This window comes from Arthrobacter ipis (assembly GCF_014694315.1).
Classification (GTDB): domain Bacteria; phylum Actinomycetota; class Actinomycetes; order Actinomycetales; family Micrococcaceae; genus Arthrobacter; species Arthrobacter ipis.
Genome location: NZ_JAAOXD010000007.1, coordinates 613,253 through 625,082 on the forward strand (window position 1 = coordinate 613,253; position 11,830 = coordinate 625,082).

The window sequence follows — 11,830 nt, forward strand, 5'->3', positions numbered from 1 at the left end:
TTCGCGCCCCGGGCCGCTGCGATGGGCAGCACTCCCCATCCGAGGGGCTACTGGCGGTCGGGCTCCTCCAGGAGGGCGGTCTTGCGGGCGCGCAGGGCAAAGAAGGCGCCGAAAGCGAACACCTGCGTCACCACCACCAGGACGATGACACCGGCGATTTTGTTGCCGCCCAGGATCATGGTGAGCCCGACAATCGCGGACAGCAGGGCAAGCAGCGGCAGCAGCATGTAGCCGAGCACGAAGAGGGTTTCGGGTTTACGCAGCATGGTCTAACCTTCCGAGCGGTTCCACTTGGTGAACCGGTAACGGGTGCCGTTGGCGCCCGTCAGCCAGCCGTCGGAAGGCACGGATGTGCCGGCCACCCAGCCGTCGCCGAGCTCCGGGGCGAACGTGTCGCCGTCGGCATCCACATCGATGGTGGTGACCACCGCGACGTTGGCCAGGCCCATGGACTCCTTGAAAATTTCGCCGCCGCCGAGAATCCAGACTGCTTCGCAGCCCGGCGCGAACTGGGATTCCAGCAGGGCATCATCGAGGGATTTGACGACGACGGCGCCCTCCGCCTCGGGCGAGCTGCCCCAGTTCTCCTGCCGGGTGATGACGATGTTGGTCCGGTTGGGCAGCGGACGGTACTTCGCCGGGAAGGACAGCCAGGTCTTGCGGCCCATGATGACGGGGTGGCCGGTGGTGACCCTGGTGAAGTGCTTCAGGTCCTCGGGCAGGTTCCACGGCATGTCCCCGTCCTTGCCGATGACTCCGGCCGGCGTCTGGGCCCACACGAGTCCGATCCCGGACATCCCTGCGGCGATGTCCTCGCTGAAAGCCTGCGCATCCATTGTGCCCTCCGTGCTCATACGGCGATCGGCGCCTTGATCGTGGGGTGGTGCCGGTAGCCCACCACTTCGAAGTCGTCCAGGGTGTAGTCGAAGATCGATGCGGGCTTGCGGGTGATCTTCAGCTGCGGGTACTCGTACGGTTCCCGCTCCAGCTGCTTCAGGACCTGATCCATGTGGTTGTCGTAGATGTGCACGTCGCCGCCGGTCCAGACGAATTCACCCGGCTCGAGCCCGGCTTGCTGGGCCAGCATGCAGGTCAGCAGCGAATAGGAAGCGATGTTGAACGGCACACCCAGGAACATGTCCGCGGACCGCTGGTACAGCTGGCAGGAGAGCTTGCCGTCCGCGACGTAGAACTGGAAGAACGCGTGGCAGGGCGGCAGTGCCATGTCCTTGAGCTCGCTCACGTTCCAGGCCGAGACGATGTGCCGGCGCGAGTCCGGGTTCGACTTCAGGCTCTCCACGAGCTCGGCGATCTGATCGATGTGTCCGCCGTCAGGAGTGGGCCAGCTGCGCCACTGGACGCCGTAGACCGGCCCGAGTTCGCCGTCGGCGTCGGCCCATTCGTTCCAGATGGTCACGCCCTGGTCCTGCATCCACTTGACGTTGGTGTCGCCGCGGAGGAACCACAGCAGCTCGACGGCAACGGACTTGAAGTGCACCCGCTTGGTGGTGATCAGCGGGAAGCTTTCGCCCAGATCAAAGCGAATTTGGCGGCCGAAAACGCTGCTGGTTCCGGTGCCGGTGCGGTCTGATTTGTGCGTGCCGTTGGCCATGACGTCGCGCAGAAGGTCTTCATAGGGCGTTGGGGTGCTCACGCGTCCAGTCTAGTCGACGCCAGGAGGCAGGCCGCGGCGCTTCTGCAGAGCAACACGGAGCAGCGCAAGTAGCTCCTCGTCGGGCAGCCCGGCCTTGGCTGCAGCCTGGATGACATGTTCGACGGCGGCACCCACTTCCGCTGCGGACGCACCGGAGCCGGAGGCACCGGAGCCAGTCGCCCCGGCGTCCGGCGCGCTGTATGCCGGTGGCCCGACGACGACGGTTCCGTTCCGGCGCCGGGTCTCGATCAGCCCGGACTGCTCCAGTTCCTTGTACGCCCGGGCGACGGTCCCGGCGGCGAGCCCAAGGTCTGCCGCGAGGCTGCGGACTGCCGGCAACCGCGTCCCGGGTGTCAGCCCGCCCGCCGCGATCAGCGCGCTGACCTGCAGCCGGATTTGCTCGTACGGGGGAGTGGGGGAGCCGAGGTCTACCGAAATGCCCACCGTCATCGCGCAGGTGCCACCGGTGCGCGCCGGGCGGCCGCAGCCCTCCTCGGGCCGAAAGCGGTCACGGGAATCAGGGAAAGCGCCACGGCGGCTGCCACCAGCACGTACCCGGCCGCCGCTGCCGTCCCTTCCCACAGTTCCGCCGGGACCGTCCGCGTTCCCAGCAGCGCACCCCAAGCCGGGCCTGCGGAAATCAGCAGGCCACCCGCCTGTGCCAGCAGGAAGGCGGCCAGAATCCGAACGATCCTGTTGAGCGTGACGGCGCGCAGCGCCGCGTCCAGTCCGTCATCGGAGGTGACGATGCCGCGGCGCCGGCGAACGGCCTGGGTGGCGGGCACCGCGGTGACGGCGACGGCGGCAGTGGCCACCGCCGTCGGAATCCAGCCCGGGGCTGCAGGTGTTCCGGACGGAAGCGTCGCTTCTCCGACGGCAGTCATCACAGTCACGACTGCCAGCAGCAGCAGGCCAATGATCGCAGCGGTGAGGAGGGCGGGCGCCACCGGCTGGACGGGCCAGCCGCGGACTGCCGAGGCAGAGCCGTAATTCCGTTCGAGGAGCAGCTCGCCGGCCAGGATGGCCAGCAGGACGCACGCGGCCATTACAGCTGAGATGACGGTGGCACGGGCCGGATTGGTGGAGCCCAGCACGAGCAGGACTGCCATCCCCGGCGCCACCGCGGCCAGCCCGAGGAGGGCGCCGAGGGACGCGGTGAGCACCGCGGCAGGATGCTTCTCGCTGCGCAGGTTCCGGACGTTTTTCGGGCCGGAAGACGAGGCCCGGCGGGTTTCGGCTTTGCGGGGCCGAACGCTGGCCAGCTGCGGCGGCTGCCACAGCCACATCACGAACAGCACCACCATGGCGACCAGTGCGGTCGGGTTGGTCCAATCAGTGGTCACAGCGGGATCCGGACGGGAAGCAAAGTTGCCGGCGATGGCTGCCAGTCCTGCGGCGACAGTCGAGACCGTCCGCAGCAGCCGGTTCATCGCGATCGTGCGGAGGAGAACGTTGTCGCCGGAATCCAGGGCTTCCAGTTGCCGGCGGCGGGAAATCAGCCACAGCACCAGAACGGTACCGGCCGCGAGCAGAATCAGCGCAGTAGCCAGGCACGCCGCCAGTTCTGTCCCGGGAATCCGTCCGTCGCCGCCCACATTGGGGCCAGATTCCCCGTAGGGCGGGGAAGTGTAGGGCAACGGACGGTACCCGGGTTGCATGGCCGCCCATGTGATGGTCGCGGCGGACGCGGCGAAAATGCCGAGCGTCGTCCAAGCGAGCCTCCAGGGCAGAAAATCCCTGACACGCCGGACGGACAGGGTTGCCAGCCGGCGCGAACCCCGTGGACCCGGGTAGCTGAGCTGGCCCAGCGCGTGGACACCGAGGCAGCCGACTACCGGCCAGGCCAGCGCCTCCAGGATCTCCGCAGGTTGCGTCTGCGACGGCGTCTGGGGGTTGAGGAAAATGATGCCGGCGTTTGCTGCCCCTTGCAGGGTGCTGGCCAGCCAGCCGATGACGCCGACCCAGAGCGCATGATCTGAAATGGACTTCGGCGAGGTACCGCCGCCCGGCGCCCAGACCACCCAGCGCAACAACCCGTAAATGCCCACCGCGGCCAGCAGCGGTCCCAGCAGCGCCAGGGGCGGCAACTCAAACTGTAGTGGCATCAGATCCCCCCAATGATCCTCAAAGCGCCTGACGTGAAGCGCCATCTTTGTACCAAGTATTTGATACAAAGATGGCGCGGTCAAGGTGGAGGCCTGCAGGCGGTGACTCAGTCGTCGAAGGGCTTGAACTGCTCCACCGAGACGATCCTGCTCTTGCTGCCGTGCGCCACGTGGCAGATGATCATTTCCCCCGGGGCGAGGTAGGGGTCCGCCACCGGCAGCAGGCCCTTGAGCCGCGGGGACATGTAACCGGCGAGCTGGCCCAGGACGGTGGGGAGGGCCGGCCGGTGCGTGCACAGCACCACTGCGCGCTGCTTGTCGAATAGTGCGTCCACGACGGCAGCCGTCTTTTTGGGGTTGCGGGCATGCCGGTGCTCCGTCAGTGCATCCACGAGTTTCACCTTGGCGTCCGCTGACTTGACGTAGGGGGCGATGGTGGCCACGCAGCGAAGCCACGGGCTGCTGACGACGCGAAGCGGCTTCCACGCCTTCAGCAGCCGGTGCACGGCCTGGGCCTGGCGTATGCCGGTGGCTGCCAGGGGCCGTTCACCTTCTGCCTTGGTCCACGACGATCGCGGTTTGGCCTTGGCATGGCGCACGATGACGAGTGGCCAGGTCTGCAGTTCCTTGCGGGCGTGGGCCGCCGCCAGGTATTCCAGCGGCGCCCGGTCTGACGGGTTGGACAGCAGCGCAGCCGCACGCTCCGGTGCGCACCACATGACGCTGTCCACTTCCTTGCCGTCGGGGCGCAGGGAATTGCCGGTGACCTCAACGGCCCAGTAGTGCACAATCTTCAGCCCGGCGGAGACGTGGTAGTGGATGGGCGGGAGCGGGATGCCCAGCGGTGCAACGAGGCCGATCTCCTCCTCCACCTCGCGGACTGCGCACTCGGGCACAGTTTCGCCTGGGTCAAGCTTGCCCTTGGGCCAGGACCAGTCGTCGTACCGTGGCCGGTGGATCAGGAGGACCTCCAGCTGGTCCTTCTTGACGCGCCAAGGCAGGGCGCCGGCGGCCGTGACGGCGACCGGCTCGCCCGGGTGATCGGTCTGATCCGCTATGGGTGAGTCGCTGCTCTTCAAAGGCCGGGTTCCTACCGCCGGACGACGGCGCGCTGCCGGGAGCGGGATGCGAGGAGCCAGGACTGGACATCGTCCAGCTTGCTGCCGTCGTCGCCGATGTGGTGGCGGGTCCACTCGCCGTCGTTGTCAAGGTGCCAGCTGGACGTTTCGGGGTCCATGTACCGGCGCATCAGGTCCAGGACGTAGGCGGTGTCCTCGCCGCCGGACAGCTGCACCAGCGCCTCCACCCGGCGGTCCAGGTTGCGGTGCATCATGTCCGCGGAGCCGATGTACACCACGGGGTCGCCTCCGTTGCTGAAGGCGAACACGCGCGAGTGTTCAAGGAAGCGGCCCAGCACGGAGCGGACCGTGATGTTCTCGCTCAACCCGGGGATGCCGGGGCGCAGGGAGCAGATGCCGCGGACAATGACGTCCACCTTCACGCCGGCCTGCGAGGCGCGGTACAGGGAATCGATGATGGACTCATCCACCATGGAGTTGACCTTGATCTGCACTCGCGCCGGGATTCCTGCGCGGGCGTTGCGGATTTCGGCTTCGATTCTTTCGATCAGTCCCGAACGCACGGACCGGGGGGCCACCAGGAGCCGCTTGAAGGTCGACTTGGGGGCGTACCCGGAGAGCTGATTGAACAGCTTGGACAGGTCCTCGCCCACCTGCTCGTTGGCCGTCAGGAGCCCGAGGTCCTCGTAGTAGCGCGCGGTGCGCGGGTGGTAGTTGCCGGTTCCGATGTGGCAGTAGCGGCGCAACCCGTCCACCTCCTGGCGGACCACGAGGGACAGCTTGCAGTGGGTCTTCAGGCCCACGATGCCGTAGACCACGTGGACGCCGGCCTGCTCCAGCTTGCGCGCCCAGGAGATGTTCGCCTGCTCGTCGAAGCGGGCCTTGATCTCCACGAGGGCCAGCACCTGCTTGCCCGCCTCTGCGGCGTCGATGAGGGCGTCCACGATGGGGGAGTCGCCGGAGGTTCGGTACAGGGTCTGCTTGATGGCCTGCACCTTGGGATCCGCCGCCGCCTGTTCCAGGAATGCCTGGACGGACGTGGAGAACGAATCGTAGGGGTGGTGCAGCAGGATGTCCCGGCGGCGCATGGCGGCGAAGACGTTCGCGGCCTTGGACGTCTCGGACTCGTTCAGGTACCGCGAGGTGTGGGGCACATGCTTGGGGTAGTGCAGGTCCGCGCGGTCGATGTTGCCGATCACGGACAAGCCGCGCAGGTCAAGGGGTGCCGGGACGGAGTAGACCTCCGACTCGTCGACACCAAGCTCGCGGATCAGCAGTGCGCGGATGTTCGGGTTGATGTCGTTGGTGACCTCGAGCCGGACGGGCGGGCCGAACCGGCGGCGCAGCAGTTCCTTCTCAAGCGCCTGCAGGAGGTTCTCGGCGTCGTCCTCTTCAACCTCGACGTCCTCGTTGCGGGTCACGCGGAAGGTGTGGTGCTCCAAGACCTCCATGCCGGCGAAGAGCTGGTCCAGGTGGACGGCGATGACTTCCTCGAGGGCGATGAAGCGCGCCACGCGGCCGGGCACCGAGCCGGCCCGGGGACCGTCGATGGAGATCAGGCGGGGCAGCTGGTCCGGCACCTTGACGCGGGCGAACAGCTCCTTGTCACTGACCGGGTTCCGGACCACCACGGCCAGGTTCAGGGAAAGGCCCGAGATGTAGGGGAAGGGGTGGGCGGGGTCCACGGCCAGCGGGGTGAGGATGGGGAAGACCTTCTGCGCGAACATGGCGCTGAGCCGGTGCCGGGCCTCGTCGTCGAGTTCGTCCCAGTGCATGAGGTGGATGTGCTCATAAGCCAGGGCCGGCCGGATCTGCTCCGCGTAGACCTGGGCGTGCCGCTGCTGCAGGCGGTGGGCGGCCTCGCCGATCTGCTCCAGGACCTGGACGGGGCTCAGCCCGGCCGGGGACGGGACGGCGAGCCCGGTGGCGATGCGGCGCTTCAGGCCGGCCACGCGGACCATGAAGAATTCATCGAGGTTGGACGCGAAAATCGAAAGGAAGTTGACGCGCTCCAGCAGGTACAGGTCGGGGTCTTCGGCTAGCTCGAGGACCCGGGCGTTGAACGCGAGCCAGCTCAGCTCGCGGTCCAGGAACCGGTCCGGGCTGATCTCGCCGTCCGGCTCCAGGATGGCAGCGAACTCAGGGATGTCGATCCGGTCCTGCGTGGCGCGGGAGGCCGGCACTTCGGAGGAGCCAAACCGGGCGCGCACAGGGGCAGCCTTGATTTCGGTGGTGGCTGTTCCGGCGGATTCCGGTTGCATGCGCTCTCCTTGAGTACTGGCGGGTTTATTTTCAACCTTACAAGCATTCACGGTTCCGGGACCCGAAGATTTCGGGGCGGCCGGACCAAGCGTCAAAGAGCCGATTAGCGCCCCTCCACCGGCCCGTACATCACGTCCATATCCCAGCGCGTGAAGCCCAGCCGCCGGTACAGCGAGACAGCCGGAGTGTTGTCCGCATCCGTGTACAGCATGACGGCGTGCAGGCCCTGCTGCTGGAGGTGCCGGATCCCGGCGACGGTCAGGGCCTTGCCCAGGCCCATGCCCTGGGCGGCGGGCGTGACGCCCACCACGTACACCTCGCCGATGGCAGGGTGTGTCCCGTGCCGCGGATGCACTTTGGTCCAGTGGTAGCCCAGGAGCCGCCCGTCCCGGCCCTCCGCCAGCAGGAAGCCGGCGGGGTCGAACCAGGGTTCGTCCATCCGGGCCTGCAGGTCGGCCCTGGTCAGGGATCCTTGCTCCGGGTGGTGCGCGAACGCCTCACGGTTGGCCACGAGCCAGGCCTCTTCGTCTTTGCCCGGCACGAAGGCGCGGATCGAGACGCCGTCCGGAAGGCCGACGTCGGGCAGGTCAGCGGCGGCGGTGGTGAGCCGCATTTTCCACAGTTCCCGAACCGGGCCATAGCCGTACCGGGCCGCCAGGTCCGCGGCGGCCTCATGGTTGCCGTGCGACCATGCCCTGAGCCTGTCCAGGCCCCGCGAGGACTTGAGCGTGCTGACCAGCCGGTCTGCCACGCCCTGGTTCCGGTAGCTGGGGTGCACGGCGATTTCCGCCACGCCTGTCCCGTCCGGCTCCTGGACGACCACGGCGAAACCGGCCAGGTCCTGTGCCGTGGCGGGGTCCGACTTCTCGTCGGGGGCGTAGAGGGCAAGGGTCAGCAGCATGTGCGGGCCCGTGTCCGCTGCGCGCATGGTCACGAGGGTCTGTTCGGAAACGGGGGGATTGCCGTCCGATTCCTCGGCGGCGGCCAGCAGGGCGCGGACGTCCCGCAGCAGCTCTTCATCCACGCCGCCCTTGATGACTAGGACGGGCCATTTCTCCGGGTGCGCAGGACTCATGCTGTAAGGCTATACGGACGCCACCCGCGCACGCCCGATTTGATACACGCCGTGCCGCCCCGTATAGTCGTTACCTCAGCCGGCATTCATAGCAGGTTGCGAGGGGGATCCACCACCGGGGTGGCCGCGATACGTTCGACCCGTATGTCCTCCACTCATAAGTAGAAATACAGAACGGCCCGGCTCTGGTGAGCGGGGCCGTTCTGTATTTTTGTGGCAGGTGGTGCCGGGGTGCGGGCACTCTCCGGCGGGCCCAGGGGGTCCGGTCCGGGGCCTACGCCTCGGTGAGTTCGTCCTCCTGCTGGCGTATCAGGGTGAGCCGGTAGCCGACGTTGCGCACAGTGCTGATCAGGTTCTCGTGGTCGGCGCCCAGCTTGGCGCGCAGCCGCCGGACGTGGACGTCCACGGTCCGGGTGCCGCCGTAGTAGTCGTAGCCCCAGACCTCGGTGAGGAGTTGCTGCCGGGTGAATACCCGGCCGGGGTGCTGCGCCAGGTACTTCAGGAGTTCGAACTCCTTGAATGTCAGGTTCAGTGCCGCGCCGTTGACGCGGGCCGTGTAGCTCGCCTCGTCAATAACGACGCCGGCAGCCCGGATCTCGGAGGGAGCATCATCCTGCTCCGGTACGGCCCGGGCAACGGAGAGCCGGATCCGTGCCTCCACCTCTGCGGGACCGGCCGAGTCGAGCACGATGTCATCGACGGCCCAGGCTGAGGAAACGGCCGCCATGCCACCCTCGGTGAGGATCAGCACCAGGGGTGCGCTGAGGCCGGTGGCCTTCAGCAGTTGGGTCAGGGAGCGGGCGCCCACGAGGTCCTTGCGCGCGTCCAGGAGCACGATGTCGCAGGGATCCGTTTCAAGCAGGGCGGTTGGCTCGGCGGGAAGGATGTGCACCCGGTGGTTCAGGAGCTCCAAGGCAGGCAGAATGTCCACCGATGACCCGGTGCTGTTGGTCAGTAACAGGATGTGCGACATTATTCCTCCAAGGGGCTGTCCGCGCATCGTCGGGCGACTGAGCTGATGACTGAGTATACCCAACGGCTCCCTGATGGACACGGATGGGCCGTACCCGTGCGCCTTGTTTACGACATATGGCGGTCACATAGGGCAGGATTGAAACCGTCAGGGGGCCGAGCCCCTGCCCGTCAACGGCACAGCCAGGATGAGGTCGCAGCAGATTTGAGTGCAGAGTCCGAGATGAGTACGCCGCGGCCTGCCCCCGAGGTGAGCGCTCCTGCCGCTGCAGGCCGGACGCTCGAGTCGTGGAGCATCGGAGTCGTTGGCCTGGCGGGCCTGGCCACGCTGGTGGCCAGCGTCTTCCGGACTCCGGACGTCCTCCTCGCGGTTGCCGTGCTTTTTGCCCTGGGGATCGGCGTCGGCTGGCCCCACTACCTGGGAATCCCCGCCAAAAAAACCCTCGCTGCCGTGATCGGACTTTCGGGGGCCGGCTCGGCCGTTGCGGCCACTTTCGCGGCCGCCCCTGGCTTCCTCAACTGGACACCCGGCTTTATTGCCCTCGGTGTCACCGCCGTCTTCATTGTTCAACTGTTGCGCGGTACCGGCCAGGCGCAGCGCCTGGAGTCGACACTCGGCTGCAGCGTGGGCGTTCTCCTCTCCTGCCTGGGGTCCGGATGGATTGCCGGCACCAGGTTCAACGGTGTCAAGGAGATGGTGCTGGTGGCCGGGATCAGCGCCGCCGTCGCACTGCTCGCCGGCCTCATTCGCTGGCCGGACCGGATTATTGCGCCCCTGGGCATCACCCTGGCCGGACTGGCCGGGCCGCTCGCCGGCCTGGTGTTCTCCGACATCGCCGTTTTGCCCGCGGCAGTGTTCGGTGTGGTGGTCGGGGCGGTCCTGGTCAGTTTCCGCCGGCTGGTGACTCTCCGGGGCGCTCCGCTGAACTTTCCGGCGGCCTTGGGCATGGGCCTGGCGCCGATTTCGGCGGTCGGTTCGCTCGCCTACTTCATAGACAAACTACTCATCTCCTGACGGGTTAGGATGGCATCATGTCCGTACTTGCATTTGAAATCTTCTTCCTTGTCCTGCTCGGCGTTGCCAGCCTTTCCATGGCCTGGTTTGCCGGTTTTGTTGTCTACCGCCTGTTCAAAGGACAGCGGTAAACCCCTGCTTAGCAGTTTCGAGAGGTAGCGGCTGTGCCTATTGAAATTCCTACAGACCTGACCCCCGAACTGGTTCCCCTCTCCTGGCTCATCGGTGAGTGGGAGGGCCGTGGCCGGCTCGGGGCCGGTGATGAAAGCTCAGAGCACTTCCTGCAGCATGTTTCCTTCACCCACAACGGTCTGCCGTACCTGCAGTACCGTGCGGAAAGCTGGCTGACCGACGAGGACGGGACCAAGCTCCGGCCGCTCACAGTTGAGACCGGATTTTGGGCCCTGGAGCGCAAACAGCTGGAGGCCGACAGCGGCCCCGGCCTGGTTCCGGGGGACATCGTGCCAGTGCTGAAAAGCGCAGACGAGGTTGAGGCCCTCCGCAACAAGGATGGCGGCTTCGACATCTCGGTGTCGATCAGCCACCCGGGCGGAATCTCGGAGCTGTACTACGGGCAGATCAAGGGCCCGCAGATCCAGCTCAGCACCGACATGGTGATGCGCGGCAGCCACTCCAAGGACTACAGTGCGGCCACCCGGATCTTCGGGCTGGTCGATGGCAACCTGCTCTGGCGGTGGGACGTCGCCACCGGCAGTCCGTCGGCAGGCGCCGCGGCTGCTGAACCGGGCAATGGCCTGGAGGCCCACGCCTCGGCGTTCCTTAATAAGGTCACCTGACCGCAGTCACCCCGCCTCTGCACACCCCGCTGCTCCGAAACCCTGTTCGGCGGCGCTCCTTTCGACTACTTTGGCCTCAGGTCTCCATGCCTGAGTCCGAAGCAACCCGATGGAGTGTCCGATGGATGAGTCCCAGCCCCCGGCTGACTACAGCGACCTCAAAGCCGTGTACTTCAACGGCACCCTCAAGCGTTCGCCGGAGAAGAGCAACACCGAGGGCCTGATCACCGTGAGCCGGCTGATCATGGAGAAGCAGGGCGTGGCCACCCGGGTCATCCGGACTGTCGACCACGACATCGCCAGCGGGGTTTACCCGGACATGCGCGAGCATGGCTGGGCAACCGATGAATGGACCGAGCTGTACCCGGCCGTCAAGGACGCGGACATCGTGGTGGTGGCCGGACCCATCTGGCTGGGGGACAACTCCTCGCAGACCAAGAAGCTCATCGAGCGGCTCTACGCCCATTCGGGCCAGCTCAACGAGAAGGGCCAGTGGGCTTTTTACCCGAAGGTGGGCGGCTGCCTGATCACCGGCAATGAGGACGGCATCAAGCACTGTTCCATGAACGTCCTCTACAGCCTGCAGCACATCGGCTTCTCCATCCCGCCGCAGGCCGACGCAGGCTGGATCGGCCCCGTCGGGCCGGGACCCAGCTACCTGGACGAGGGTTCGGGCGGTCCGGAGAGCGACTTTACGAACCGGAACACCACGTTCATGACGTGGAACCTCCTGCACCTGGCCCGGACGCTCAAGGACGCCGGCGGAATTCCCGCCTACGGCAACCTTCCGGAAGAATGGAAGGCCGGAACCAAGTTTGGTTTCGAAAACCCGGAATACCGCTAGGTGGCCGGAATACCCTCCCAGCCAAGG

Annotated in this window: 12 protein-coding genes; 3 read left to right on the forward strand and 9 right to left on the reverse strand. The window is 66.7% G+C overall.

Going from position 1 to position 11,830, the window contains the following annotated elements; all coding sequences use genetic code 11:
* Positions 1-47 precede the first annotated feature (47 nt).
* From G9E11_RS17755 to G9E11_RS17795, 9 genes are all read right to left on the reverse strand, one after another.
* Complete coding sequence (locus G9E11_RS17755) at positions 48-266, reverse strand: NF038396 family protein (RefSeq protein ID WP_190608146.1); 219 nt, start codon at positions 264-266, stop codon at positions 48-50.
* 3 nt (positions 267-269) lie between these two features.
* The gene (locus tag G9E11_RS17760) at positions 270-854 is read right to left on the reverse strand and encodes a dihydrofolate reductase (protein ID WP_190608147.1); all 585 of its coding nucleotides are present in this window, start codon (positions 852-854) and stop codon (positions 270-272) included.
* The gene (locus G9E11_RS17765; RefSeq protein ID WP_190608148.1) at positions 851-1,654 is read right to left on the reverse strand and encodes a thymidylate synthase; all 804 of its coding nucleotides are present in this window, start codon (positions 1,652-1,654) and stop codon (positions 851-853) included. Before G9E11_RS17765 ends, G9E11_RS17760 begins: the two co-directional genes overlap by 4 nt.
* A gap of 9 nt (positions 1,655-1,663) precedes the next feature.
* Positions 1,664-2,104 (reverse strand): GntR family transcriptional regulator, encoded by a 441-nt coding sequence (locus G9E11_RS17770; protein ID WP_190608149.1) that lies wholly within the window; start codon positions 2,102-2,104, stop codon positions 1,664-1,666.
* The gene (locus G9E11_RS17775) at positions 2,101-3,759 is read right to left on the reverse strand and encodes a hypothetical protein (RefSeq protein WP_190608150.1); all 1,659 of its coding nucleotides are present in this window, start codon (positions 3,757-3,759) and stop codon (positions 2,101-2,103) included. Before G9E11_RS17775 ends, G9E11_RS17770 begins: the two co-directional genes overlap by 4 nt.
* 107 nt (positions 3,760-3,866) lie before the next feature.
* Positions 3,867-4,838 (reverse strand): NUDIX hydrolase, encoded by a 972-nt coding sequence (locus G9E11_RS17780; protein ID WP_190608151.1) that lies wholly within the window; start codon positions 4,836-4,838, stop codon positions 3,867-3,869.
* A gap of 11 nt (positions 4,839-4,849) precedes the next feature.
* A complete protein-coding gene (locus G9E11_RS17785) occupies positions 4,850-7,099 on the reverse strand; it encodes an RNA degradosome polyphosphate kinase (protein WP_190608152.1) in 2,250 nt (749 codons plus the stop codon).
* Between the two features lie 104 nt (positions 7,100-7,203).
* Positions 7,204-8,175, reverse strand: coding sequence for a mycothiol synthase (gene mshD / locus G9E11_RS17790; protein ID WP_190608153.1), 972 nt, complete (start codon positions 8,173-8,175; stop codon positions 7,204-7,206).
* A 274-nt stretch (positions 8,176-8,449) separates the two neighbouring features.
* Complete coding sequence (locus G9E11_RS17795; protein ID WP_190608154.1) at positions 8,450-9,148, reverse strand: winged helix-turn-helix transcriptional regulator; 699 nt, start codon at positions 9,146-9,148, stop codon at positions 8,450-8,452.
* 222 nt (positions 9,149-9,370) lie between these two features.
* Here G9E11_RS17795 and G9E11_RS17800 point away from each other — a divergent pair, with 222 nt between their 5' ends.
* The 3 genes from G9E11_RS17800 (at position 9,371) to G9E11_RS17810 (ending at position 11,803) form a co-directional block, all read left to right on the forward strand.
* Positions 9,371-10,162: a permease gene (locus G9E11_RS17800; protein WP_190608155.1), complete on the forward strand. Its 792-nt coding sequence runs from the start codon at positions 9,371-9,373 to the stop codon at positions 10,160-10,162.
* 164 nt (positions 10,163-10,326) lie between these two features.
* A complete protein-coding gene (locus G9E11_RS17805) occupies positions 10,327-10,959 on the forward strand; it encodes a nitrobindin family protein (protein ID WP_190608157.1) in 633 nt (210 codons plus the stop codon).
* Between the two features lie 121 nt (positions 10,960-11,080).
* Positions 11,081-11,803, forward strand: a complete 723-nt coding sequence (locus G9E11_RS17810) for a flavodoxin family protein (protein WP_246469011.1) — start codon at positions 11,081-11,083, stop codon at positions 11,801-11,803.
* The last annotated feature ends 27 nt before the right edge of the window (positions 11,804-11,830 follow it).